The organism is Streptomyces sp. NPDC033180 (assembly GCF_055577645.1).
The window spans coordinates 378,889-403,812 of the sequence record NZ_JBVIPU010000002.1; the positions used below are offsets into that span (position 1 = coordinate 378,889).

General features: G+C 70.3%; 19 protein-coding genes and 1 pseudogene. 14 read left to right on the top strand and 6 right to left on the bottom strand.

Annotated features, from left to right (window positions below; translation table 11 throughout):
- The first annotated feature begins 199 nt into the window (after window positions 1–199).
- From ACZ5WE_RS08385 to ACZ5WE_RS08395, 3 genes are all read left to right on the top strand, one after another.
- On the top strand, window positions 200–3,070 hold the full coding sequence (locus tag ACZ5WE_RS08385) for a DEAD/DEAH box helicase (protein ID WP_467684526.1): 2,871 nt from the start codon (window positions 200–202) through the stop codon (window positions 3,068–3,070).
- Window positions 3,067–4,392 (top strand): SWIM zinc finger family protein, encoded by a 1,326-nt coding sequence (locus ACZ5WE_RS08390; RefSeq protein WP_467684524.1) that lies wholly within the window; start codon window positions 3,067–3,069, stop codon window positions 4,390–4,392. The genes ACZ5WE_RS08385 and ACZ5WE_RS08390 overlap by 4 nt, the downstream gene beginning before the upstream one ends.
- A 542-nt stretch (window positions 4,393–4,934) precedes the next feature.
- Complete coding sequence (locus ACZ5WE_RS08395) at window positions 4,935–6,287, top strand: esterase-like activity of phytase family protein (protein WP_467684522.1); 1,353 nt, start codon at window positions 4,935–4,937, stop codon at window positions 6,285–6,287.
- A 29-nt stretch (window positions 6,288–6,316) separates the two neighbouring features.
- Here the strand turns inward: ACZ5WE_RS08395 and ACZ5WE_RS08400 are convergent, their stop codons facing one another.
- Entirely contained in the window at window positions 6,317–6,649 is a 333-nt protein-coding gene (locus ACZ5WE_RS08400; protein ID WP_467684520.1) for a hypothetical protein, read from the bottom strand.
- Window positions 6,650–6,979: 330 nt separating this feature from the next.
- Window positions 6,980–8,146: a xylose isomerase gene (gene xylA, locus ACZ5WE_RS08405; RefSeq protein WP_467684518.1), complete on the bottom strand. Its 1,167-nt coding sequence runs from the start codon at window positions 8,144–8,146 to the stop codon at window positions 6,980–6,982.
- Window positions 8,147–8,338: 192 nt separating this feature from the next.
- Here xylA and xylB point away from each other — a divergent pair, with 192 nt between their 5' ends.
- Together xylB and ACZ5WE_RS08415 are read left to right on the top strand one after the other, a co-directional pair.
- Window positions 8,339–9,802, top strand: coding sequence for a xylulokinase (gene xylB, locus ACZ5WE_RS08410; protein ID WP_467684516.1), 1,464 nt, complete (start codon window positions 8,339–8,341; stop codon window positions 9,800–9,802).
- A 27-nt stretch (window positions 9,803–9,829) separates the two neighbouring features.
- Window positions 9,830–11,032: an ROK family protein gene (locus tag ACZ5WE_RS08415; protein ID WP_467684514.1), complete on the top strand. Its 1,203-nt coding sequence runs from the start codon at window positions 9,830–9,832 to the stop codon at window positions 11,030–11,032.
- Between the two features lie 80 nt (window positions 11,033–11,112).
- Here ACZ5WE_RS08415 and ACZ5WE_RS08420 read toward each other — a convergent pair whose 3' ends face one another.
- Complete coding sequence (locus ACZ5WE_RS08420; protein ID WP_467684512.1) at window positions 11,113–11,586, bottom strand: cupin domain-containing protein; 474 nt, start codon at window positions 11,584–11,586, stop codon at window positions 11,113–11,115.
- 238 nt (window positions 11,587–11,824) lie between these two features.
- Here ACZ5WE_RS08420 and ACZ5WE_RS08425 point away from each other — a divergent pair, with 238 nt between their 5' ends.
- From ACZ5WE_RS08425 to exaC, 8 genes are all read left to right on the top strand, one after another.
- Window positions 11,825–12,724 carry a LysR family transcriptional regulator gene (locus tag ACZ5WE_RS08425; protein WP_467684510.1) on the top strand — a complete coding sequence of 300 codons (900 nt, stop codon included), beginning with the start codon at window positions 11,825–11,827 and terminating at the stop codon, window positions 12,722–12,724.
- 131 nt (window positions 12,725–12,855) lie between these two features.
- A complete protein-coding gene (locus ACZ5WE_RS08430) occupies window positions 12,856–13,794 on the top strand; it encodes a MerR family transcriptional regulator (protein ID WP_467684508.1) in 939 nt (312 codons plus the stop codon).
- Between the two features lie 83 nt (window positions 13,795–13,877).
- Entirely contained in the window at window positions 13,878–14,345 is a 468-nt protein-coding gene (locus ACZ5WE_RS08435; protein ID WP_467684506.1) for a hypothetical protein, read from the top strand.
- Window positions 14,324–15,106, top strand: a complete 783-nt coding sequence (locus ACZ5WE_RS08440) for an MFS transporter (protein ID WP_467684504.1) — start codon at window positions 14,324–14,326, stop codon at window positions 15,104–15,106. Before ACZ5WE_RS08435 ends, ACZ5WE_RS08440 begins: the two co-directional genes overlap by 22 nt.
- A gap of 413 nt (window positions 15,107–15,519) precedes the next feature.
- The gene (locus tag ACZ5WE_RS08445; RefSeq protein ID WP_467684502.1) at window positions 15,520–16,530 is read left to right on the top strand and encodes an acetamidase/formamidase family protein; all 1,011 of its coding nucleotides are present in this window, start codon (window positions 15,520–15,522) and stop codon (window positions 16,528–16,530) included.
- Window positions 16,531–16,568: 38 nt separating this feature from the next.
- The gene (locus ACZ5WE_RS08450) at window positions 16,569–17,168 is read left to right on the top strand and encodes an N-acetylmuramoyl-L-alanine amidase (RefSeq protein ID WP_467684501.1); all 600 of its coding nucleotides are present in this window, start codon (window positions 16,569–16,571) and stop codon (window positions 17,166–17,168) included.
- 87 nt (window positions 17,169–17,255) lie between these two features.
- Window positions 17,256–18,521, top strand: a complete 1,266-nt coding sequence (locus ACZ5WE_RS08455; RefSeq protein ID WP_467684499.1) for a GAF domain-containing protein — start codon at window positions 17,256–17,258, stop codon at window positions 18,519–18,521.
- A gap of 321 nt (window positions 18,522–18,842) precedes the next feature.
- A complete protein-coding gene (exaC, locus tag ACZ5WE_RS08460; RefSeq protein WP_467684497.1) occupies window positions 18,843–20,366 on the top strand; it encodes an acetaldehyde dehydrogenase ExaC in 1,524 nt (507 codons plus the stop codon).
- 236 nt (window positions 20,367–20,602) lie between these two features.
- On the opposite strand, the gene ACZ5WE_RS08465 is transcribed toward exaC, so the two are convergent.
- A complete protein-coding gene (locus ACZ5WE_RS08465; protein WP_467684495.1) occupies window positions 20,603–22,579 on the bottom strand; it encodes a hypothetical protein in 1,977 nt (658 codons plus the stop codon).
- A 393-nt stretch (window positions 22,580–22,972) separates the two neighbouring features.
- Here ACZ5WE_RS08465 and recA point away from each other — a divergent pair, with 393 nt between their 5' ends.
- Window positions 22,973–24,049 carry a recombinase RecA gene (gene recA, locus ACZ5WE_RS08470; protein WP_467684494.1) on the top strand — a complete coding sequence of 359 codons (1,077 nt, stop codon included), beginning with the start codon at window positions 22,973–22,975 and terminating at the stop codon, window positions 24,047–24,049.
- Window positions 24,050–24,318: 269 nt separating this feature from the next.
- On the opposite strand, the pseudogene ACZ5WE_RS08475 reads toward recA, so the two are convergent.
- Window positions 24,319–24,435, bottom strand: a pseudogene (locus ACZ5WE_RS08475) (nitroreductase family protein); the annotation flags it as partial.
- Between the two features lie 23 nt (window positions 24,436–24,458).
- Window positions 24,459–24,815: an STAS domain-containing protein gene (locus ACZ5WE_RS08480; protein ID WP_467684492.1), complete on the bottom strand. Its 357-nt coding sequence runs from the start codon at window positions 24,813–24,815 to the stop codon at window positions 24,459–24,461.
- Window positions 24,816–24,924 lie beyond the last annotated feature (109 nt).

Here is a 24,924-nt window from a genome sequence, read left to right on the forward strand (position 1 = left end):
ATGGGCCCGTGACCTGCGGCAACAATGGCGCCTTCACCCGTCTTGGGAGGGGGTCAGCACCGCTCGGAAGGGGGGTTGGGTACACCCCCGAGACGTCGTGACATGGATCACCTCGCGATCGCTAACGCCTTCGGCGTGACGTGTTGTACTCTCGGCCGCTCCAGTCCCAGTAGTCAAGTTTGAGGAATGCGCCATCGCCGTGCACAGGCCCTCTGCCGCGTCATCTTCCGAGATCTCTGAACTGTCCCGCTGCTCCGTCCTGTTCGTCTCCGCCGACCCGGCGCGCACCGGCCGGGTCGCCTTCTGGCGTCCCGAGGGAGACGCGCCGCCCGCCTGCTCCGCGGGCACCATCGAGGAGCTGACCATCGCGGTGCCCGGCGACGACGGCGCCCAGCTCAGCGACGTATCCGCAGTAGTGCTGCCGATGCGCGTGGCACTCCCGGTCCTGACACGCGCGCGTGCGTCGGCCGGGGTTCACCCGACGGCCGCTTTCTGGGGCACGGCAGGCGTGCTCGCGCTGCAATTCGCCGCGCGCGGACTGCTGTTGCCCGGCCTGACACCGGGTGATGACGACGCGTGGCGCTCGGGCCCCCTGGGCGCCGACGACCTGCGACGTCTGCGCGATCTCGCCGCCGCCATGCCCCCCGCCGCGCACGCCCTTCCGCTGGGGGGCGACTCCGAGCCCCTGCGGCTGCCCGAACCGGAGCGGCTGCTGCGCCAGTTCCTGGACGCGGTGGCCGATACGCTGCCGCGCTCCCCCGCCGCGACGCTGGCCGCCGGCGCTCCGGCCTTCGCCGCTCCGCAGCCCCAGCACATTCCCGAGCAGCGTCCCTGGGCCACCGATGTGGCCGCCGGGCACGATGCAGGCGTACGGATCTCGCTGCGCGTCGAGGTGCCCGGCCTGGTGTCGGACACCCCCGACGGGACCCGGCCGCCGTTCCGCGCCGTGCTGCAGATGCACAGCGTCAGCGACCCCTCGCTCGTCGCGGACGCGGCGGAGGTGTGGGCCGGTTCCGGCGCATCGGGGCAGGCCTTCGGCGCGCGGTCGCGGATGGACGCACTGCTCGCGCTGCGACGCGCCACGCGCGCGTGGCCGCCGCTCGCCCCACTTCTCTCGGCCACTGTCCCCGATGCGATCGAGCTCGCCGACGAAGAGGTCACCTCACTCCTGGGCGAGGGGTCCCGCTTGCTCGCCACCGCGGGTGTCGACGTTCACTGGCCCAAGGAGCTGGCACGCAATCTGACCGCCCGCGCGGTCGTCGGCCCGCCCGACGACGACGCGAAGGCCCCGGACAAGCCGTCCTCGGACACACCCTCGTACCTCTCCACCGACGCGTTGCTCGCCTTCAACTGGCGGTTCGCGCTGGGCGATCAGCAGCTGTCCCGCGCAGAGCTCGACCGTCTCGCCGAGGCCAACCGCCCCGTGGTCCGTCTGCGCGACCAGTGGGTGCTCATCGATCCCGAAGAGGCGCGGCGCGCTCGCGCACATCAGGATCACAAGGTCACACCGATCGATGCCCTGAGCGCCGTCCTGACGGGCACCACCGAAGTGGGCGGGCGGCGCGTGGAGGTACAGCCGACGGGCTGGCTCGCCACACTGCGCGAACGCCTCGCGGACCCCGAGGGCATGGAGCCTGTCGGCCAGCCCGAAGCGCTCGCCGCGGACCTGCGCGACTATCAGTTGCGCGGCCTGAACTGGCTGGCCCGGATGACCTCCCTGGGCCTGGGCGGCTGCCTCGCCGACGACATGGGCCTCGGCAAGACGATCACGCTCATCTCCCTGCATCTGCACCGGCAGACCGCCGGCGATTCCGCGGGACCCACCCTGGTCGTCTGCCCCACGTCCCTCATGGGCAACTGGCAGCGCGAGATCGAGAAGTTCGCCCCCGGCACCCCCGTACGCCGCTTCCACGGCGCTCAGCGCAGCCTGGAGGCCCTCGCCGACGGGGAGTTCGTGCTCACCACGTACGGCACGATGCGGCTCGACGCGGACAGCCTGGCGCACACCTCTTGGGGCATGGTCGTGGCAGACGAGGCCCAGCACGTCAAGAACCCGTACTCGGCCACAGCCAAACAGCTGCGCACCATTGGCGCACGCGCGCGCGTGGCACTCACCGGCACCCCTGTGGAGAACAACCTCTCCGAACTGTGGGCCATTCTCGACTGGACGACACCGGGCCTGCTCGGGAAGCTCGGCACCTTCCGCACCCGCTACGCCCAGGCGGTCGAAAGCGGTAAGGACCCTGCGGCCGCCGAGCGGCTCGGCCAGCTCGTGCGCCCCTTCCTGCTGCGCAGGCGCAAGTCCGACCCGGGCATCGCACCCGAACTGCCGCCCAAGACGGAGACCGACCGGGCCGTGTCTCTCACCACGGAGCAGACGGGCCTCTACGAAGCCGTGGTGCGCGAGACGCTCGCCGAGATCTCCGGCGCCGACGGCTTCGCGCGGCGGGGCCTGATCGTCAAGCTGTTCACCGGTCTCAAGCAGATCTGCAACCACCCGGCGCAGTACCTCAAGGAGGGCAAGCCGCGGATCGAGGGCCGTTCCGGAAAGCTGGAACTCCTCGACGAGCTGCTCGACACGATCCTCTCCGAAGACGCGAGCGTGCTCATCTTCACGCAGTACGTCCAGATGGCACGCCTCATCGAGCAGCACCTGGCGGGCCGCGGCACCCCGTCCCAGTTCCTGCACGGCGGTACGCCCATCGCGGCGCGCGAGGCGATGGTGGAGCGCTTCCAGGCCGGTGAAGTCCCGGTCTTCCTGCTGTCGTTGAAGGCTGCGGGCACCGGTCTGAATCTGACGCGGGCCGAGCATGTCGTGCACTACGACCGCTGGTGGAACCCCGCTGTCGAGGCGCAGGCCACCGACCGGGCATACCGCATCGGGCAGACACAGCCGGTGCAGGTGCACCGCCTGATCGCGGAGGGGACGATCGAGGACCGCATCGCCGACATGCTGTCGCGCAAGAGGGAGTTGGCGGACTCGGTGCTCGGTTCCGGGGAGGCGGCGCTGACGGAACTCACCGACGCCGAGCTGTCGGATCTGGTGGAACTGCGAGGGGGGACTCGATGAACGACAGGTACGAAGAGCCGAACGGCGGGACCCACGGGGACGGCGGCCACGGGGAGGGCGCGTACGCGCACGAGCGCACCTTTGCCGCGCTGCCGGCCACGCACGGCCGGGGGTTCGCACAGAGCTGGTGGGGCCAGGCCTGGCTGAAGGCCCTTGAGGACACGGCGCTGGACCTCGCGCAGTTGAAGGCCGGACGCAGGCTCGCGCGCGCGGGAGCGGTGGGCGCGGTTTCGGTGCGCCCCGGCCGGATCACCGCGGTCGTCCAGGACCGCGACGGCACCCCGCGCCGCTCCGACGTACTCCTGCAGCGGCTCAGTGAGGACGAGTGGGACCGCTTCCTGGGCATGGCCGTCGAGCGGGCCGGGCACATCGCGGCGCTGCTCGACCGTGAGATGCCGCCGCACCTGGTGGAGGACGCGGCAGCAGCGGGTGTCGAACTCCTGCCCGGCATCGGTGATCTGGAGCCGGAGTGCGACTGCGACGCATGGGACCACTGCGGGCACACTGCCGCGCTCTGCTATCAGGTGGCCCGGCTGCTCGACCAGGATCCGTTCGTGCTGTTCCTGATGCGTGGCCGTGCGGAACGCGAGCTGCTGGACGAGCTCCAAGTACGGAGCGTGGCCCGGGCGGAGGCCGAGGAGACGCCCGCGGCGGAGCAGGAGGGGGCCCAGGAGGGCGTGGACGCCGACGAGGCGTACGCGGAGGGGGCCATCCTGCCCCCGCTGCCCCAACTGCCTCCGCTGCCGCCTGAGCCCGGTCTGCCGCCTTCCCTCGACACGGAGGCGGAGCCCGCGCCCGGTCTCGATGTGGCGGCAGTCGAGTTCCTGGCGACGCAGGCGGCGGTGGAGGCGCACCGGCTGCTGGCCGAGGCGCTCTCCCCCGGCCACGAACGGCTCCCTGTCGAGCAGGAATTGACGTTGGACGAGGATGCCGTGCGCCTTGCCGCCACTGCTCCCGCGCCGGTGGCCGCGCGCCTCGCGACCGCCGCGGGCCGGGGCAAGGACGGCCTCGCGCTGGCCGTACGGGCCTGGGAGTACGGAGGCCTGGCCGCGCTGTCCGTCCTGGAAACGGAGTGGACCCCCGAGGCGGACGCACTGGCACGCGCGCGAGCGGCACTGGACACGGCCTGGGACGAGGGGGAGCGTCCAGCGCTGCGCGCCTCCCGCAATCGCTGGACCGTGGTCGGGAGCGACGCCCAGTTGCGGCACGGCTCCGACGGCCGCTGGTGGCCCTACCGCAAGGAGCGCGGCCGATGGGCCCCGGCGGGCCCCGCGGCCCACGACCCCGCGACCGCACTGGCCGTGGTGACCGGCGGCGAATAGCCGGCGGGTCCGGTGCGAGCCTTGCGCTCGCCCGCACCGGACCCGAGCCCACGGCCCGCTCACGCCGCACCGAATCCGAGCCCCAGCTCGCTCACCGGCAGCGATCCCCCCCAGCGCGTTACGCCGCCGAAACTGTCCACCCGGCAGGAATGCGCGCGGCGGCCACCGGCGCACCCGAGCCACTCACGCGCACGCCGGGAACACCGGCGCGTGCACTCCCCCTGACCAGCGATTGAGCGCGAGCATGACATCCGAGAGTGTGGATCACACCGGTTCAGGGGGCGCCGACCGCGACTGGGCTCCCCCGTCCCGCAGGGCCCCGTAGTGATGGAGTGCGTCAGCGCGATCTAGGCGAAGGGGGGCGACAAGGGCCAGGTGCCCAACTGCTGCCGACCGGCCCGCACATGACGGCGGCGCCTCCTACCCCTCGCGGGAGGCGCCGTCAGCACGCACCCTCACGTTCATCTCCCTGCCTCCCTGTGTTCGCGGCGACGGCGAAGTCTGATCGCTGTCACCGAACACTCGCTCCCCAGGAGGCACTCATGTCCCCGCACGCCGCCCGTAAGCGTCAGGTACGCCGTTCCGTCGCCGCGGGTGTGCCGTTCGCCGTGCTCGTGGCGATCGCGGTGACCGGCACCGCCACGGGCGCCCAGTCCGGTGGCCAGGAGAAGACGCCCCGGATCACCTCGACAGCGACGCTCGGCGACGTACCTCTGGGGGCGTTCAGCAACTCCCTGCTGCCCGGCACGGTGAGCGATGACCGCGGTGTGGATCTCGGCGGCATCGGAAGTGACATCTATCCGGCAGGCCGCAAGGGCGAGTTCTGGACGGTCACCGACCGCGGGCCCAACGGCCAGATCACGGTGGACGGCAAGAAGCGACGCACCTTCCCCGTCCCCGGTTTCGATCCGGCGATCGTGAAGGTCCGCGTCTTCGGTGACACCGTGAAGGTCATCGACGCGCTCCCGGTGACGACCTCCTCCGGGGAGCCCGTCACCGGGCTCCCCAATCAGGAGGGACGCGATGAGGCGCCGTACACCTACGACGCGAAGACGGCGCTGACCTATGACCCGAACGGTCTCGACACCGAAGGCATTGTGCGGGCGAACGACGGCAGCTTCTGGCTGGTCGACGAGTACGGGCCCTCGCTCGTCCATGTCTCCGCACGCGGGAAGGTGATCAAGCGCTATGTCCCCGAGGGCCTGAAGCTGTCGGGTGCCGGCTATCCGGTCGTCGAGGCGCTTCCGGGCGTCCTGCTGCACCGCAAGGGCAATCGGGGCTTCGAGGGGCTTGCCCAACTGCCGGGCGGGGACCTGGTGATGGCGGTCCAGAGCCCGCTGTCCGTGCCGGACGAGGACACGGGTGACGCGTCGCGGACGACGCGCCTGCTGCGTTTCTCGCCCAAGAAGCAGGCGGTCACCGCCGAGTACGCGTACCGCTTCGACGCCGTGGGTGTCGTCGATCCGGGCGAGGGCGACACATCCGAGCTGAAGATCTCCTCCGTGGTGGCCGTCGGCCGGGACCGGCTCCTGGTCGAGGAGCGCACCGACAAGGCCGCGCGGCTGCAGACGGTGAGGCTGGACCGCCGCTCCGACATTCTCGGCGAGCGGTGGGACGACGCCTCCACGAAGCCCTCCCTGGAGCAGCTCGACGATCCGGCGGCCGCCGGAGTGCCCGTCCTGGAGAAGCGTCTCCTGGTCGATCTGGGTGGCATCGACGGCGTACCCGACAAGATCGAAGGTGTGGCCCGCGTGGACGGCCGCACGCTCGCCCTGATCAGCGACAACGACTTCGGGATGACGGACGGGGCTGAGGCGTTCGACGAAGAAGGCCGGCTGGTGGACAGCGACGTGGAGACCACGGTGACGTACGTGCGGCTGCCGAGGGGTCTCTGAGCCCGCCGGCTCCGCGTCGAACCCGCCGGTCAGGGCCTCGGTTTCGTGACGTCCACCTTCAAGAAGTAGTAGCGCACTTCACTGTCCGCACGTGACGGGACCAAGGGGTCCAGGTCGCTCGGCAGCTCGCTCGGCAGTTCGCTCGGCAGTTCGCTCGGGAAGTCCGAAGGCAGGCCGCTGGGCAGGTTCGAGGGAACCTCCGTCGGCAGCTCGGAGGGGATCTCCGACGGGATGCTCAGCGAAGGGGTTGGCTGACTGTCCGAGCTCTCACTGCTCTCGGAGGGGTCCTTCTTGTCTCCTGAACCGTCACCGCTGGTGGCCACAAGTACCACGGCGACGACGGCTCCGATCGCGACGATCACCGCAAGCAGGATGAAGAGTCCGCCCCGGCGTCCGGACGGCCCACTCGGCGGCGGAGCAGGAGGCCACCCGCCTCCACCAGGGGGCGCACCGCCGCCGCCCGCAGGAGGCCATCCCCCGCCGCCCGGAGGTGGTCCGAACCCGTCGCCCGGAGGCGGCCCGTACCCTCCCCCGGGCGGTCCGAAGCCGCCGTCGCCCGGAGGGGGCGTGTCACCCGGTGGAGGGGGAGGCGGCGGTACGGGCGGCATGGCCATACCATCAAGAGTCGCCTCGAATGGGTCAAGATGCGACCCCTGCGCACAAGTTGCTGCCTCCGGATTGGGAGCCTCCGGTCAACCCCGCGCCCCCAGGAGGTGGTCCATGGCCAGCTGGTCGAGGTGTTCGAAGGCCATGCCACGGTCCGCGGCTGCCGTCACGTCGAAGCCCTCGAAGGCACCGCGGTCGGCGAGCAGCCCGGAGAGGCCGTCCTCGGCTGTCGGCAAGGACAGCTCGTCCAAGCGGGATGCCCGCAGGGCCTCCTGGACCTCCGGGTCGGCACGGAACGCCGCCGAACGCTCCCGAAGGATCAGGTAGTTGCGCATGCAGCCGGCGGCCGACGCCCACACGCCCGTGTAGTCCTCCGTGCGCGGCGGCTTGAAGTCGAAGTGCCGCGGCCCCTCGTAACCGCCCCTCTCCAGGAGGTCGACCAGCCAGAAGGCGCTGCGCAGATCGCCGGCCCCGAAGCGCAGGTCCTGGTCGTACTTGATGCCGGTCTGGCCGTTGAGGTCGATGTGGAAGAGCTTGCCCGCCCACAGGGCCTGCGCGATGGAGTGCGGGAAGTTGAGGCCGGCCATCTGTTCATGGCCCACTTCGGGGTTGACGCCGAACAGGTCGGAACGCTCCAGGCGCTCGATGAAGGCCAGGGCGTGCCCCACCGTGGGCAGAAGAATGTCGCCGCGTGGCTCGTTCGGCTTGGGCTCGATCGCGAAGCGCAGGTCGTACCCCTGCTCCGTCACATACTCGCCCAGCAGGTCGAAGGCCTCCTTCATGCGGTCGAGAGCGACGCGTACGTCCTTCGCCGCCCCGGACTCCGCGCCCTCCCTGCCGCCCCACGCGACGTACGTGTGAGCGCCCAGTTCCACCGCGAGGTCGATGTTGCGGATGGTCTTGCGCAGTGCGTAGCGGCGCACGTCCCGGTCGTTGGCGGTGAACCCCCCGTCCTTGAAGACGGGGTGCGTGAAGAGGTTGGTGGTCGCCATCGGCACGACGAGGCCCGTCGCGTCGAGCGCCTGCCGGAAACGCTTGATGTGCGACTCGCGCTCGGTGTCCGTGGCACCGAAGGGGATCAGGTCGTCGTCGTGGAAGGTCACTCCGTAGGCACCCAGTTCGGCCAGGTGCCGCACGGAGTCGGCCGGGTCGATGGCCGCCCTGGTCGCGTCGCCGAACGGGTCCCTTCCCTGCCAGCCGACGGTCCACAGGCCGAAGGTGAACTTGTCCTCAGGAGTGGGCTGGTACGTCATGTGCGGCTCCCTGGATATCTGGTGCACGGGTGTGCGGCCGAGCCGGCACGGCATCGTGCGCGCTCGTGTCCGACTGCCGCGACTATTTCGTCATGGCACTTAACAAATTAGTATCCGGAGGCACCCCTGGGAAGGTCGGACGGAAAGAAGTCCGGGCATGCCCGGACAGAGCCGCGGGAACGGAGACCCCCGATGTCATCAGCGCCAGTAGCCGACGGGCCACTCGTCGTCGGCGTGGACAGCTCCACGCAGTCCACGAAGGTCCTGGTCGTCGACGCCGCCACCGGCAGGGTGGTGGCGAGCGGCCAGGCCCCGCACAGCCTCAGCTCGGGGGCCGCCCGCGAGAGCGACCCGGAGGAGTGGTGGAACGCCCTGTGCGCGGCTCTCGACCAGTGCGGCGAGCCGGCGCGCGAGGCCGCCGCGGTCTCGGTCGGCGGCCAGCAGCACGGGCTCGTCACGCTGGATGCGCGGTCCAGGCCGGTGCGGCCCGCGCTGCTGTGGAACGACGTGCGCTCGGCGGCGCAGGCCCGCTCTCTGGTGGACCGCCTGGGAGGCCCGAAAGTATGGGCCGAGCGCGTCGGCAGCGTGCCGGGGCCCTCCTTCACGGTGACCAAGTGGGCCTGGCTCAGCGAGCACGAGCCAGAGGCGGCCCGCGCCACCGCAGCCGTGCGACTCCCCCACGACTACCTGACCGAACGCCTCACCGGAAACGGCACGACCGACCGGGGCGACGCCTCCGGTACGGGGTGGTGGGCGCCGGCGACGGAGGCGTACGACGAGGAGATCCTGGGGCTCGTAGGCCTTGACCCGGAGCTGCTGCCGCGCGTGGTGCGCCCCGGTGAGGTCGTCGGCACCGTGCGCGGGAGCGGGGAACTTCCCTTCTCCAAGGGCACGCTCGTCGCCCCCGGGACCGGCGACAACGCGGCGGCGGCGCTCGGCCTCGGCCTGCGCCCCGGGATGCCGGTCCTGAGCCTGGGAACATCGGGCACCGTGTACGCGGTCTCCACGCGCCGCCAGGCCGATCCCACGGGCACCGTGGCCGGCTTCGCAGACGCGCGCGGCGACTGGCTGCCGCTGGCCTGCACCCTCAACTGCACCCTGGCCGTGGACCGGGTGGCCGCGCTGCTGAGCCTCGACCGTGAGGCGGTGGAGGCGGGCGGCGCCGTCACCCTGCTGCCCTACCTGGACGGCGAGCGCACCCCTGACCTGCCGCATGCCTCGGGGCTGCTGCACGGGCTGCGGCACGACACGACTCCGGGGCAGGTGCTGCAGGCGGCCTACGACGGGGCTGTGCACTCGCTGCTTGGGGCTCTCGATCTGGTCCTGGACGCGGACGCGGACCGCTCGGCTCCGCTCCTGCTCATTGGCGGCGGAGCGCGGGGCACGGCGTGGCAGGACACCGTTCGGCGCTTGTCGGGGCGGGCCGTTCAGGTGCCCGATGCCAGGGAACTGGTTGCCCTCGGCGCCGCCGCCCAAGCCGCGGGCCTCCTCACGGGCGAGGATCCGGCGGCTGTCGCGCGCCGCTGGGGCACGGCGGATGGGCCGGTGCTTCCCCCTGTGGAGCGGGACGAGTCGGCGCTCGCGCGGATCGCCGGGGTAGTCTCCGACGCGGCGTCGCTGCTCGACGCAAGGGGCCACGAGGACACCCGGCCATGAGGACGGAAGACAGGGACTGACGGGGGCATGACCGCACCACCGCACGACGCGCGCCGGGGCACGTCCGGCGCCTCGCTGCCCGACACCCAGCAGGGAATGCGCCGCCGCAACCTCTCGCGCGTCATGCACGCCGTCGCGGCGCACGGGCCGCTGTCCCGTGCCGCCGTGGCCAACCGCATCGGTCTGACGCGGGCCGCGGTCTCCACCCTGGTGGACGAGTTGATCCGCTCCGGGCTCCTGGACGAGCTGGGTCCCGGGCGCCCCGGCAAGGTGGGGCGCCCTGGCTCCGCGCTCGCGGTCAGCGGAAGCGGACCGGCCGGCATCGGCGCCGAAGTGGGCGTCGACCATCTCGCGGTGTGCGTGGTCGACCTGCGCGGAGAAGTACGCGCGCGTGCCGTGCGACAGGGAGACAACCGGGGACGTGCCCCTCAACCTGTCCTCAAGGAACTCATCTCGTTGGTGCGGCAGGTGAGCGACGAAGCCCACCTGGCAGGGCTGCGTCCGGCGGGAATCGCCCTCGCCGTCCCAGGCCTCGTCGCCCGCGGGACAGGGGTGGTGGTGCGCGCTCCCAATCTCGACTGGCACGACGTCGATCTCGGCGCCCTGCTACCGGACAGGCTGCCGCTGACGGTGGACAACGAGGCCAACTTCGGTGCACTGGCCGAGCTGTGGCTCGGCGACGAGGCGCCCCAGGACTTCCTCCACGTATCGGCTGAGATCGGCATCGGTGCCGCGCTGGTCGTCGACGGCCGGCTGCTGCGCGGGACACGTGGCTTCGCGGGCGAGTTGGGGCATGTGCCGGTCTGGCCGGACGGCCCGGCGTGTCCGTGCGGCGGACGAGGCTGCCTGGAGCAGTACGCGGGCGAAGAGGCGGTGTTGCGCGCGGCGGGTCTTGATCCGCGTGCGGACCGCGTCGGGCTTCTCGCGGAGCGCGCCGCGCAGGGCGACGAGGACGTACGAAGGGCGCTGCACGGTGCGGGAGCCGCCCTGGGCATCGCGCTCACCGGTGCCGTGAATCTGCTGGATCCGCGCTCGGTGGTGCTCGGTGGAGCCCTGTCTCGGCTGGCGCCTTGGTTGCTGCCGTCATTGGAGGGCGAGTTGGGGCCCCGCACGGCGGGGACGGCGTGCGCTGTCGCTGTCTCCGGGCTGGGCTCCGAGGGACCGCTGCTGGGGGCGGCGCACTCGGTCGTGCGAGCGGTGCTCGATGATCCGGCGGGGGCGGCAGCGTAGGGGACGATTGAGGCGGTCCACGAGGAAGCGGCCTGCCGGCAGCGTGACACGCTTCGACAGACTTGCGGACCACCCCGTTGTCAGCGCCACTCTGCTCCCCCGACGAAATGCACGTCGTACCTGTCGTGCAGCTCGTCCATGCTGTCCCACCCCGCCTCACCTCGTGCAATGCGCCCCAACTGCCGGAAATATTCGAACCGTTCGAGTCCCGGGGTGAGCACGGCGAAGAACTCCGCCGGGCCGTCGGCCGACGCTCCGAAGGCGTGCACCGTGCCGGGCGGCAGCACGATCAGACCGCCCTTGCCCACAGCCGTCAGTGTGCCGTCGATCAGGAAATCCATGGTGCCGTCGAGCACATAGAAGAGCTCAGTGGACAAGCGGTGGTGATGCGGGCGTGTGCCGTCGGCGCCGGCCGGCAGGACGAGGCGGTTGGCCCCCAGGAGCCCACCGGTCGCTCGGCTGTCTTCCAGCAGCCGGAACTGGCCGCCTCCGGGCAGGGGCACCTCCTCCGCGTCCCGTGCGTGGACGATCAAGGCTTGTGGATTGCGGGGCATGTCGTACTCCTTCGGGACGGCGGGTGACTGTGGGCCGTCGTGAGGGGTCGTGGGTGGCCAGGAGGCGTGGGTGGCCAGAGGAGGGGCCATGAGGGAGCGTGGGTGGCCAGGAGGGGCGTAAGTGGCCGTGGGCATTAGTCCATCGCGGGAACACAGCGCGTCCAAGAAGCTGTTCATGAAGGCAGTGATCACTCGAGCCGATGAATGTGCTCATCAGGACCGGACGCGGGAGGGGGCGGTGACCACGGTGGAACTTCGGCAACTCGAGTACTTCGCGGCGGTCGCGGACGAGGGCGGCTTCGGCCGGGCGGCGGTACGACTGCACGTCGTACAGGCCTCGGTGAGCCAGCAGGTCGCCCGGCTCGAACGGGGGTTGGGCCTGCGCCTCTTCGACCGGTCCACCCGCCGAGTGAGGCTGACAGCGGCCGGGGAGCGGCTGCTGCCGGAGGCGCGGGCCGCGCTCGCAGCCGCTGCCCGTGTGAAGCACCTGGCCGCCGGGATCGTCTCCGGCAGCGAGGGCGTGCTGCGACTTGGCACCGCCAGGGCGTTCGCCGAGCGCGTGCACCCGGCCCTCGACGTGCTGGCGGAACGGGTCCCGGGGCTTCGGGTGCGGTTGGTCCAAGAGGCCCGTGAGCAGCGAATCGAGGCACTACGGAGCGGCGAGTTGGATGCCGCGCTCGTCCGTGGTGACGGAAAGCTGCCGGGCCTCGCGGCGGTCGCGGTCTGGGACGACCCGCTGATCGTCGCCCTTGCCGCGACGCACCACCTGGCAGCCTCGCCCCATCTCGAACCGGCTGATCTCGCGGGCCTGCCACTGCGGTTGGCGCCGCGAGATCGCAACCCGGCCTTTCACGATCTGGTGACGGGGCTACTGCGGGCCTCGGGTACCGATGTGCCGGCCGGCCCGCACTTCACCACCCTGCAGGAGACCCTGACGGCGATCGCCGCGGACTCCGCGGGCGGCGCGGCGTCGTGGACCGTCTTCGACCTTGTGGGTGAGCTGCCCCAGGTCCGCCGTATCGCTTTCCGGCCGCTGCTCGGCGCACGCTTGGCCGTCAGCCTTGCCGTACGACCCGGGCCGCTCTCCCCCGCGGTTCGACATCTGCTCGACGCCCTGGGCCCCGCGCGTACGCGGTAAGTCACGTGCGCAGTATGTCGCGTGGCCTGTAAGTGCAGTATGTCGCGTGCGCAGTAAGTACTGGGCTCCGCTCCGACCCCGTGGGTGAAGCGGCTTGAGTCTCCAGTAGGGGGAGACATGAAGGTGGGGTCATGAACGGCGACACGCTCTACTCGATCGGTGATCTGGCGCGACGGACCGGCCTGACGGTCAAGACCGTCAGGTTCTACTCCGACGCGGGGATCGTGCCGCCCGCCGACCGCAGCCCGGCCGGCTACCGCCTGTACGGCACCGACGCCGTCGCCCGCCTGGACCTCGTACGCACCCTGCGCGATCTCGGTCTCGACCTTCCCACCATCCGAAAGGTCGTGGACCGGGAGGTCTCGCTCCCCGAGGTCGCCGCGGCGCACGCGGACGCACTGGAAGTGCAGATCCGTGTCCTGCGCCTGCGGCGCGCGGTCCTGACAGCGGTGGCCAAGCGCGGGTCCACCCCTGAGGAGTTGGATCTCATGCACAAGCTCGCCAAACTCTCCGAGGACGAACGCCAACGACTGATCGACGACTTCCTCGGCACCGTCTTCGACGGCCTGTACGACCACCCCGCCTTCGCAGCGGTCACCCGCTCCCTCACGCCCGACCTGCCGGACAACCCCGAGACCGAGCAGGTCGAGGCCTGGGTGGAGCTGGCCGAGTTGTTCCAGGATCCGGGGTTCCGCTCCACTATGCAGGGGATGGCCAGAGATCTGGCGGCCGACCGCACCCCGGACGACAGCACCGGCCTGGCACGTATCCTCGCCGAGGCAGTGAGGGCCCAGGTCACCCTGGCCCTGGCGGCAGGCACCGATCCGGCGTCGCCGGAGGCCGACCCGATCGTCACGGCGCTCGCTGCGCACTACGCACACATACTCGGCCTGCCCGACGACACCGTTCTGCGCCGCCGCCTGGTGTCCCGCCTGGAGACCATGGACGACCCCCGCAGGGACCGCTACTTGACGCTGCTCGCGGTCATCAACGGGTGGCCCGCGCCCGAGAGTCTGGCGCCGGTGCTCGGCTGGACCGTCCGGGCCCTGTGTGCCCGTCTGCCTCGGTAGTGGTCTCGGTGGGGGCCTCAGCAGTGGGCCGAACAAGCTCAGACTGCGCCGTCCACAACGAGTCGACCGATGAGTCGACCAAAGTGGCGCCCCGGCGATTCCTCTCCGGCTACCGGGGCCTCATGGGAGTGCCCGGCTTCTGGCACCTCGTCGCGATCGGGATGGCGTCGAAACTGCCGTCCAGCATGGTCGGCCTGAGTCTGCTGCTCCTGGTCGGCCGAAACCACTCGTACGGGACTGCGGGCCTCGCGGTGAGCGCCTTGGCGGTCGGGCAAGGCGTGACCGCTCCCCTGCGCGGCCGGCTCATCGACCGGCATGTGCCACGCACTGTTCTGCTGAGCTTTCTGGCCGCCTACCTGACGGTCACGCCCCTGCTGGTCCTGGTGGTGCGCGGAGGCGAGTCCGTCACCACGATCCTCGTGCTCGCCGCGGCCATGGGCGCGAGCGCCCCTCCAGTGGCCGTCATGATGCGCTCGGCCTGGCACCGCTCCACGAGCAGTCGACGGACACCGGGGCGCTGGCCACAGCGATGGCTCTCGACTCCTCGATGATGGGCGCCGCACTGATCACGGGCCCTGTGCTCGCCAGCTGGCTGAGTCTGTCGGTCTCGCCGGTCATGCCGTTCGCGGCCGTCGCGCTGCTTACGGCCACCGCGGTCGGTCTCCTGATCAACGCGCCGGGCCCACCGTCGCGTCCAGCTCGGACGGGGCATTGGCTCGGTCCCCTGACGTCCGCTCCCCTGCGGCGCCTGCTGGCTGCGGACGCGCTCTTCGTCATGGCGGTGACCGCCGTGGATGTAGTGCTGCCGATCTACGCACGGGAGTACCACGCGACCGGGTTCACCGGTGTGTACTTGGGGATCCTGTCCATCAGCAGCGTGCTGGGCAGCCTCGCTCTGGGCGCCGTACCGCATCTCCTGTCCCGCGGCCCCAAGATCTCCATACTCCTCTGTGTCCTCGCGACGGGGACCGGCGCGCTGGCGCTCGCCACAGGAGTGTCGCCTCTTGCGGCGCTCCTGGTCTGCCCACTGGCCGGTCTGGTGATCGGCTGCACCTTCGCGGCCCTGCGCACGGCGGGCGGCGACCTCGCTCCCGAGGGACGTGTCACCGAGACGATGTCCTGGCTGAGTGGCCTCGACATGGTCGGCGGTGCGGTGGGAGCTGCGGTCTTCGCACACGTCGCAGCAGACGAGGGGAGCCGGGACGCGCTGCTGCTGATACCAGCTGTCGCCTTGCTGGCCGCGGTGATCGCCTGGAACCCGCGTACGCGGAAGCCAGCACGGAGCCGAGCCACGGAACCAGAACTGTCGTAGCGCATCGCACTCGGCACGATCGCCGCGCTTAGCACTCCCAGCGAACTCGACACCCTCGACGCACTCGACACTCTCGACGCGCTCAACACCTCCAGCGAGCTCGGCAGACTCAACGCGCTCAACACTCCCGGCGAGCTCGACGCTCTCGGTACGCCCGGCACCCTCAAGAGTGACCGCGTTATCCACAATCACGGTGCTGTGCACAGATTCCGATCGCGCCCTTCCGACTCAACCAACCCTCGCCGTAACGTAATTGACGCGGGACACCATCGCACTGGCGGCGGTTTCGTGTCCGCGCGGATCGGGGGATTCAGGTGTCGGGAGCGCAGCCGTCCTGGGCTGCGTCGCGAGGCCATCGGGCCGAACAGAGTGCCCGAGTTCCCCACGGAGCGACAGAGGAGAGCAGTCCTGCCATGAACCAGCCTCGGATCCTGACCGTTCGGCCCGAACCGGGCGAGTACGCATGGACGTTCGGTGGCGTGCCACCCGTGGCACGCATCGCTCCGGGTACGGTGCTCGACCTGTACACGGAGGACTGTTTCGCGGGGAACGTGCGCTCCGAGAAGGACCTGGTGTCCGAGGTCTGCCAGTTCCCGTTCCTGAATCCGCAGACCGGGCCCTTTTATATCGAGGGCGCTGAGCCGGGCGACACCGTCGCCGTGCACTTCGTGTCGATCGAACCGGCACGCGATTGGGCGGCGTCCACGACGGTCCCCCTCTTCGGGGCGCTCACCTCCACCCACACCACCGCATCGCTCCAGCCTCCGCTGCCCGAGACCGTGTGGATATGGCAGCTCGACCGGGACAGGCGCACCGCGCACTTCAGCGCGCGTGACGGCGACTTCGAGATCGCGCTGCCGATGGATCCGATGCACGGCACGGTCGGCGTCGCACCCGCCAATCTGGAGGTGCGCTCGGCTCTGGTCCCCGACGCGCACGGCGGAAACATGGACACTCCCGAGATGCGGGCAGGCGTCACCTGCTACCTCGGGGTGAACGTGGAAGGCGCGCTTGTGAGCCTGGGCGACGGACACGCGCGGCAAGGCGAGGGGGAAACCTGCGGAGTCGCCGTCGAGTGCGCGATGAACACAGTCGTGATCGTCGAACTCCTGAAGGGGATCGCCACGCCCTGGCCGCGCCTGGAATCCGACACTCACATCATCTCCACCGGTTCGGCACGCCCGCTCGAGGACGCCTTCCGAATATCCCAACTCGACCTGGTGCAGTGGCTGGTGCGCGACTACGGCTTCAGTGAGCTCGACGCCTACCAGTTCGCGACCCAGACCGTCGAGTCGCCGCTCGCCAATGTCTGCGACACCAACTACACGTGCGTGGCCAAGCTCCGCAAAGAGTGGCTGCCGGCGCGCGAAACTCACCGGGGGCTGCACGCGCGGCTGCGAGAGACCGCCACGCTGCTGCCCTGAAGAGTCCAGCTGTTCCCCCACCGAGAGGCAGGCCCGCCATGGATCGAGCAAGACGATTCCCCAGCAGGCGCAGGCTGTTGCAGGGGGCAGCCCTGGCTGCCGTCCCCACCGCGCTCCTCCCCGTCACCCGCGCCACGGCCAGGCCTCGGGCGGTCGACTATCCGCTTGCCGAGTGGGTGCCGGCGAGCAGCTCCAACTACACGGCTGCCAACCGCCCCAGCACCTACCCCGTCGACTACGTGATCGTCCACGTCACCCAGGAGACCTACGCCGACACGCTCGCCATCTTCCAGAACTCGGCGAAGAAGGTATCGGCCCATTATGTGGTGCGCTCCAAAGACGGACACATCGCCCAGTGCGTCCGCGAGCGCAACGTCGGCTGGCACGCGGGCAACTGGGACTACAACACCCGAAGCATCGGCATCGAACACGAAGGGTGGGTGGACAAGCCCGAGTACTTCACCGACGCGATGTACGAGCAGTCCGCGCTGCTGACCGCGGCCATCTGCGATACGTACGCCATCCCCAAGGACCGCAAGCACATCATCGGGCACGTCGAAGTGCCCGGCGCCGACCACACCGATCCGGGGTCGCACTGGGACTGGACGCGCTATATCCGCCTGGTCAACTCTGCCTGACGCCGACAGTCCCATGGCGTGGCGCTTGTCGGGGCACGCTCGCGGGGCGACGATGGCACAGCCGCATCGCCGTCCCGGGAGGCCGAGTTGACCGAACCATGGGTGGCTCTGGAAGTCGGTGCTGATCCTGCCGAGCGGGTGCGGGTGCTGCGGCGTGCCCACGAGACGTTCACGGAGGCGGGGACACTCACGCGGCCGGTGCGTTCCGTGGTGGCCGAGTCGTGGCGGCGCTCGGCCAGGGCCAGGGTCAGCCCTGAGGACACCGGAGCTGCGGTGGAACTCACCGACGGGGACCTCGGCTCATATCGCGCCGAGCATCCGCTGGCCGGGGTGATGCCACTGTTCCGTGAGCTGATGGGCACCTTCGCGATGGACGGCGAGCATCTCCTCGCGGTGTGCGACGCGCACGGCAGGCTGCTCTGGGTCGAGGGCCACTCCGCGACCCGGCAGAAGGCCGGGCGGATGAACTTCGTGCCGGGCGCCCGCTGGGCGGAGTCCGCGATGGGGACGAACGCTCCGGGCACGGCGGTGGCGGTGGACCGGCCGGTGCAGGTGTTCGCGGCCGAGCACTTCATCCGGCGCGTCCAGCCGTGGACGTGCGCGGCGGCCCCGGTGCACGATCCGCGGACCGGGCGGCTGCTCGGAGCGGTGGACATCACCGGGGGCGACGGTCTGGCGCATCCGCACAGCCTCGCCTTCGTGCAGGCGGTCGCTCGGGCAGCGGAGTCCCAACTGGCTTTGCTCGCACCGCCGGTGGAGGCGAGGGACGCCGTGGGTCTCACCGCGCTGGGCCGTGACGAGGCGCTGCTCCTGACCGACGGTCGCAAGGTGCGGCTGAGTCGTAGGCACAGCGAGATCGTCGTCCTGCTCGCCCGCCACCCCGAGGGACTGACCGGCGATGAGCTGCTGTGCGCGCTGTACGAGGACGAGTCGGTGACGCCGGTGACGCTGCGGGCCGAGTTGGCCCGGTTGCGGCGGCTTCTCGGGCCGGAGCTGCTGAGGTCGCGCCCCTACAGGCTTTCGGTACGGGTCGAGTCTGATGTCGATGCCGTCGAGCGACGGCTCGGTTCGGGGGCGGTCACCGCGGCCGCCGCCGCGTACGCGGGCCCGCTTCTGCCTGCTTCGCAGGCCCCTGCGGTGGCCAGGCTGCGGCGCAGGCTCACCGAGCAGCTGCGGGCTGCGCTGATCGCACGCCGTGACCCCGATCTCCTGGCGGACTGGTTGCACACTCCGTGGGGTGAGGACGACCTGACGGTGTGGCGCGCGCTGGCGCAGGTACGGGCGACGCCTCCGGTACTTGCCCGGCTCCGGGAGCTGGATGCGGAGTTGACCGACGCGAGGCAGGAGAGCTGAACCCGCCGGGCGGGCCTGTACGGCAGGGTGCGGGCTGGACCGGCGCGGCATCATCACGCCCACCCGGGGGTGGCCGCAGGCGCGGGCGACGCAGCACACCCCCCCCCAACGACCGCAGCCGAAGTTGCCGACGTTGCCGACGTCGCCGCCCAACCCCGGAACAACCGCCCCCACGCGGCCCAGCCGTCCGCCGAGTACCGAACCCGGCCTGAGCGAACGAGCCGCAGACCGGCTCCCGCAACGTAGCTGCAACGTCCGCCCTCCTACTCTCCGGGCGAGAGCTGCCCAGCGGCGGGCAGCCTTCCCCGGGAGGCCACCAAGATGACCCGTTACGCAGCGCCCGGCACCGACGGCGCAGTTGTCTCCTACCAGGACCGCTACGACCACTTCATCGGCGGCGAGTACGTCCCGCCGGCCCGCGGCCAGTACTTCGAGAACCCGAGCCCGGTCAACGGGCAGCCCTTCACCGAGATCGCCCGCGGTACGGCCGAGGACGTGGAGCGCGCCCTGGACGCGGCGCATGCCGCCGCGCCCGCATGGGGCCGCGCCTCCGCGACCGAGCGCGCGGACGTCCTGCGGAAGATCGCCGACCGCATGGAGGCGAACCTCGAACAGCTCGCGGTGGCCGAGAGCTGGGAGAACGGCAAACCGGTACGCGAGACGCTGGCCGCCGACATCCCGCTCGCCATCGATCACTTCCGCTACTTCGCGGGGGTCATCCGTGCGCAGGAGGGGACGCTGAGCGAGGTGGACGAGGACACTGTCGCGTACCACTTCCACGAGCCGCTCGGCGTCGTCGCCCAGATCATTCCGTGGAACTTCCCCATCCTGATGGCGACATGGAAGCTCGCGCCCGCTCTCGCGGCAGGCAACGCGGTGGTACTCAAGCCCGCCGAGCAGACCCCGGCGTCCATCCACTACTGGATGAGCCTGGTGGCCGATCTGCTGCCGCCGGGTGTCGTCAACATCGTCAACGGCTTCGGTGTCGAGGCGGGCAAGCCCCTCGCCTCGAGCCCGCGCGTCGCGAAGGTCGCCTTCACCGGTGAGACCACGACGGGGCGGCTGATCATGCAGTACGCATCGGAGAACATCAAGCCGGTGACGCTCGAGCTGGGCGGGAAGTCGCCGAACATCTTCTTCGACGACGTGTGGGCCGCCAACGACGACTTCCGTGACAAGGCGCTCGAGGGCTTCACGATGTTCGCCCTCAACAACGGCGAGGTGTGTACCTGCCCGTCGCGTGCCCTCGTCCAGCGGGGCCACTACAGCGAGTTCATGGAAGCGGCGGTGGCACGCACCGAGCAGATCGTGCCGGGCCATCCGCTGGACACCGACACCATGATCGGAGCCCAGGCCTCCAACGACCAACTGGAGAAGATCCTCTCCTACCTGGACATCGGCCAGCAGGAGGGCGCGAAGGTCCTGACGGGCGGTCAGCGCATCACATACGACGGCGAACTGGCCGGTGGCTACTACGTCCAGCCGACGATCTTCGAGGGTGACAACCGCATGCGGATCTTCCAGGAGGAGATCTTCGGCCCGGTCGTCTCGGTCGCGTCGTTCAACGACTTCGACGACGCCATCAAGACCGCCAACGACACGCTGTACGGCCTGGGCGCGGGAGTGTGGACGCGCGACATGAACACTGCCTACCGGGCGGGCCGCGCGATCCAGGCGGGCCGAGTCTGGACGAACTGCTACCACGCCTACCCCGCACACGCGGCGTTCGGCGGCTACAAGCAGTCCGGGATCGGACGCGAGACGCACAAGATGATGCTGGAGCACTACCAGCAGACGAAGAACCTTCTGGTTTCATACAGCCCGAAGAAACTTGGGTTCTTCTAGAGCCTCAAGTCGGCTGCCTGGAGGCACCGTTGTGCTCCAGGCAGCCCGACACAATAGCTACCCAATGCAATCAGCCGGGCTCTTCCCGTCACTCTCTGGCGCCCAGTGCCGCCCACCGTAGCTCGACCAGCCGCGCTCACCCAGTGTCGCTACAGCAGGTCGACGGGCTGACTGCCGATCGGCGAATCCTCGGCGCACCGCAACGTCTGCACAACCTGCGGAACGTGCCACCACGCTCAGTGCGGACGCGTCCGCCAGGCCCGGGCGAAGAGTTCGGGCAGGGGGCCCGCGACGGGCCGGGAGTAGACCTTGCGCCCGATGACCCGGACCCCGAGCAGCCCGGCCTTCCAGGTCTCCATCGGAGGGTAGAACTTGTCCCCGCCCGCCCAGTCGCCGGGCAGGAACACCCCCCGTCCAGCCCTGGCTCTGCGGTCGGTGACCGCCAGACCGGCCTCGACGAGTGCGGCCGCAACGGCCTTGTGGTGCGCGGGAGTCCACCGGTTGAAGCGGCGGACACGGCGATCGGTGGGTACGGGCAGAGCGAGCAGCTGCAGATACAAGGTGGCGGCGTCCGTATCCAGACCGGTGGTGGTGGCCGCCTCCTCGACCACCTTTGGAGCGGACAGCCGCGGATCGGTCTCGTAGCCGCCCGGCGGCAGCGACCCCTCGGTTATGCGCTGCACGATCCGCTCGAACTCGGGACCGCGCAGCCGGCGGACCAGCGCCAGATGCGAGTCCTCCCCGTCGACCACAGCCTCCAGGCGCCGCGAGCGCTCGTCGGCCCCGTAGCGGCCTGGCCGGAAGTACACGCCGGGCGCCTCGCGCTCACCGCGCCGGTCGAATCCTGCTTCGGACACGACGACCAGGCCGTCGTCCAGCGTGGGGTGGGCAAGCGGCTCAGCGGCGTCCAAGTAGGGCAGGGCGCCGGGGAAGCCCGGCAGCAGGTCCGCCACGGTGCGGCCGCGCAGGCTGCGGCCACGGGCGGAGAGCAGCAACCCCGGGTGGGCCAGGCGTTCCCGCAGCAGCCGTACGGTCTCGGGGACACCCCGGCGTACGGGATCTCCTTCGGGAAGCTCGGCGTACACCCAGTCGACGGCGTCGCCCACCACGGCGAGCAGCTCTCTGAAACGGAAACCCTCGTCGCCCTCCCAGCCGCCGCCGCTGATGCTGTTCACCCGCAGCCGGGTGTCAGGGTCGCGGGTCAGCCGCGGCTCGCGCGCGGGATCGGCGAACACGGCGCACACGGCTGCCGGGGCCATCCGTACATCGCTGTGCTCGGCAGCGACGGCGAGCGTCGACTCGGGCACGGCGGGGCGTACGCCCTGTTGCCTGCGCCAGGCCTCGGCGATCCGCTCGGCGAGCGCCAGCTGCCCGCCCTCCATCCACAGCTGCCCGGGGTCCGCGGGCAGCACGTCGGCCAACAGGTCTAGGCGCTCGGCCACCCGCAGGGTCGCCAACTCCCGCTCACCGGCCTCGGCTTCGGACTGCTTGAGCCCCATCACCTTGCGCGCCTCGGCATCGAGTCCCCGGTACCCGTACTTCACATCGGGTATTCCGGCGAGCAGCAGCGCGGCACCGGCCTGGCTCAGCCCGGTCCGCTCGGCGAGCACCGCGGCCGCCGCGCGGTCCCAGGGCGCGGGGCCCTTCTGCCGTACGAGGTGCACGAGGCGCCGCAGTCGGTCAGGTGTGTCCCAACCGGCCGCGAGTACCGGCTCGGTGGCCGTGATCCGACCTGGCGCCGGCGGCTGGGCGGTGCCGGTGCGCAACTCGACGAAGCGCTGCCCGTCCCGGCCGGCGCCTAGCCCGTGCAGAGCCACCACCGCACCATCGCGGGTCCGAGCGGCACACGTGTCCTTGTCGGCGAGTTCGAGGACGCCCGTACGCATCCGGACGCGAACCTCCGGGTCGGCAAAGGGAGTTTCTGCCCATACATCCAGCATCGCCAGCTGGACCGCGCGCAGATGGTCCTGCACGTGGAAGGAGCTCGCCCGCAGAGCCACGGCGCCGCACCGGCCGATGAACCGGTACCAGTTCCAGCCCCGGTACCGCGCGGGCGCCTCCTTGCCGCTCCCGGTCAAGTAGCCGCCGACCTCGGTGAACACGGCGAGCGTGCCGGGCCCCCAGTATCCGGAACCTTCGATGAAACCGTTGAGGGCCTGGGCGATCCACTTCTCGTCGAAGGGCTGTGCGGGGCATATCGGGGTGTGGGGCATGCGGCCATCCTGCCGGATCGCGTGCCTGCCTTTTCGCCGGTGCCGGGGCACGCGTTTCACGCTTCTTCCAGGAGCACGAAAAAGGCGCCTGCACTGGGCTATTACCGTCAGGCGCCTTCCGCTCGGCCCCGCTGAGAGCAGCGCCCGGTTTATGTTGTACCTCCCAGTTTCTCCCACTGCTAGCCCCTCCCGACCAGTGCACCGGTCAGTGACCACATCCGACAGTGCCGTGGTTCAGCGAGGGGAAGCGGCCCTCGGTTTGGTACCTTTCACTGGACACGTAAATCGATCGGATGTTCGTTTTCTGGGATCTCCGAGACGTCCGTTGTCGGCAGTAGACGCTCACGTTCTCCGACGTGCGGCGTGCCACACAATCGGACCGGGTGAAAGCTCATGGCAGGAACCGACCACGAGAAGGCGCTGGACACCGCGCTCGCACAGATCGAGCGGAAATTTGGCAGGGGTGCGGTCATGCGCCTCGGCGAGCGGCCCAATGAGCCCATCGAGGTGATCCCTACCGGATCGACCGCGCTGGACGTGGCGCTCGGTGTGGGCGGTCTGCCCCGCGGCCGTGTGGTGGAGGTGTACGGGCCGGAGTCCTCCGGTAAGACGACGCTGACGCTGCACGCGGTAGCGAACGCGCAGAAGGCCGGCGGCTCGGTGGCGTTCATCGACGCCGAGCACGCTCTGGACCCGGAGTACGCCAAGAAGCTCGGCGTCGACACCGACAATCTCATCCTGTCCCAGCCGGACAACGGCGAACAGGCGCTGGAGATCGCCGACATCCTGATCCGCTCCGGCGCGATCGACCTGATCGTGATCGACTCCGTCGCGGCCCTGGTGCCACGCGCCGAGATCGAGGGCGAGATGGGCGACTCCCACATGGGTCTGCAGGCCCGTCTGATGAGCCAGGCGCTCCGCAAGATCACCAGCGCGCTCAGCCAGACGAGGACGACGGTCATCTTCATCAACCAGCTGCGCGAGAAGATCGGCGTGATGTTCGGCTCGCCGGAGACCACGACCGGTGGCCGCGCGCTGAAGTTCTACGCCTCGGTGCGGCTCGACATCCGCCGGATCGAGACCCTGAAGGACGGCACGGACGCGGTCGGCAACCGCACCCGCGTCAAGGTCGTCAAGAACAAGGTCGCGCCGCCCTTCAAGCAGGCCGAGTTCGACATCCTCTACGGCCAGGGCATCAGCCGCGAGGGCGGCCTGATCGACATGGGCGTGGACAACGGCTTCGTCCGCAAGGCAGGCGCCTGGTACACGTACGAGGGCGACCAGCTCGGCCAAGGCAAGGAGAACGCCCGCAACTTCCTGAAGGACAACCCCGATCTCGCCAACGAGATCGAGAAGAAGATCCTCGAGAAGCTCGGGATCGGGGTGCCGGTGAAGGGCGCTGTCGCCGAGGACACGCGCGCCGTCCCGGTCGCTGATGCCGCACGGGCCACGGCGGGAAACGCCGTCTGACAGGCACGGGCGCGGCCAGGCCGCGGGCCAGGCTTCCGACATGTTCGACATCGCGGCGTGCTCCACGGCCCAGATCCGCTCGCGTCCCTGTTCCTTGCCGAGAACCTGCTCCTGCGCGTCCGGGCGATACCAGCCCCCGCGCGAGACACAGAGGACACCGCGCTCGGCAAGGAATCGACGACCGCGTCAGGATCCGGCCGGCCGGGAGCGGCCGGATACGCCGGGGGTGCCGGCTCCTTTCGAGGTGGCAGCTCGGCCAAGGGTTGGCCGGTCACGACATACAGATGCCACAGCTGGAGGTTCCCGCTGGACGGAGCCCGTGGCGCTGCCTTCAGCACTCGTTCGAGTGCCTCCTTGGGCACCGGCTCATCGCTGAACGCCCGCGCGCCCCGGCGGCTGTCGCGGCGCCCTAGTTGGCGTCCGGGGCGGACTCGACGGGTAGTCGCTCCTCAAGTGCGTTGCGGTGGATGCAGGTGCCCACCGCGGGGCTGACCGCCGTCAGTGCGACGCAGATGCCGACCAGGTCCAGGGCTTCGCAGATGCCCAGCAGCGTGAACAGGCTGGCGTTGTCGCAGTAGGTCACGGCTGACAGGTCCAGCAGGAGACGCCCGCGTATCCGGGGCTGCGCCGCGAGAAGCGCCACGGCTTCCCGCACGTCGGCCGAGGTGGAGACATCCAGCTCCCCCCTCAGCGCAACCATGATTCCGGCTCCGGCCCGGTCGTGGTCCTGCTGGATGACCAGACGGGGCAGAAGAGGCTCGCTCATCGTCAGTCCCGAATGCCTGCCGACCCGCCTCACTTGCCGAAGCGGATGCTGACAGGCCGAAGATACCCTTCGTTCCCTGTTGCGCACCTGCGCATGAACGTTGTGGTGG

Excerpts from the sequence above, each read along its gene's own strand:
- ACZ5WE_RS08480 (WP_467684492.1), bottom strand. The coding sequence starts at position 24,815 with ATGAGCGAGCCTCTTCTGCCCCGTCTGGTCATCCAGCAGGACCACGAC.
- ACZ5WE_RS08445 (WP_467684502.1), top strand. The coding sequence starts at position 15,520 with ATGAACCAGCCTCGGATCCTGACCGTTCGGCCCGAACCGGGCGAGTAC.
- ACZ5WE_RS08465 (WP_467684495.1), bottom strand. The coding sequence starts at position 22,579 with ATGCCCCACACCCCGATATGCCCCGCACAGCCCTTCGACGAGAAGTGG.
- xylB (WP_467684516.1), top strand. The coding sequence starts at position 8,339 with ATGTCATCAGCGCCAGTAGCCGACGGGCCACTCGTCGTCGGCGTGGAC.
- ACZ5WE_RS08415 (WP_467684514.1), top strand. The coding sequence starts at position 9,830 with ATGACCGCACCACCGCACGACGCGCGCCGGGGCACGTCCGGCGCCTCG.
- ACZ5WE_RS08440 (WP_467684504.1), top strand. The coding sequence starts at position 14,324 with ATGGCTCTCGACTCCTCGATGATGGGCGCCGCACTGATCACGGGCCCT.
- ACZ5WE_RS08450 (WP_467684501.1), top strand. The coding sequence starts at position 16,569 with ATGGATCGAGCAAGACGATTCCCCAGCAGGCGCAGGCTGTTGCAGGGG.
- ACZ5WE_RS08430 (WP_467684508.1), top strand. The coding sequence starts at position 12,856 with ATGAACGGCGACACGCTCTACTCGATCGGTGATCTGGCGCGACGGACC.
- ACZ5WE_RS08395 (WP_467684522.1), top strand. The coding sequence starts at position 4,935 with ATGTCCCCGCACGCCGCCCGTAAGCGTCAGGTACGCCGTTCCGTCGCC.
- ACZ5WE_RS08390 (WP_467684524.1), top strand. The coding sequence starts at position 3,067 with ATGAACGACAGGTACGAAGAGCCGAACGGCGGGACCCACGGGGACGGC.
- exaC (WP_467684497.1), top strand. The coding sequence starts at position 18,843 with ATGACCCGTTACGCAGCGCCCGGCACCGACGGCGCAGTTGTCTCCTAC.
- recA (WP_467684494.1), top strand. The coding sequence starts at position 22,973 with ATGGCAGGAACCGACCACGAGAAGGCGCTGGACACCGCGCTCGCACAG.
- xylA (WP_467684518.1), bottom strand. The coding sequence starts at position 8,146 with ATGACGTACCAGCCCACTCCTGAGGACAAGTTCACCTTCGGCCTGTGG.
- ACZ5WE_RS08420 (WP_467684512.1), bottom strand. The coding sequence starts at position 11,586 with ATGCCCCGCAATCCACAAGCCTTGATCGTCCACGCACGGGACGCGGAG.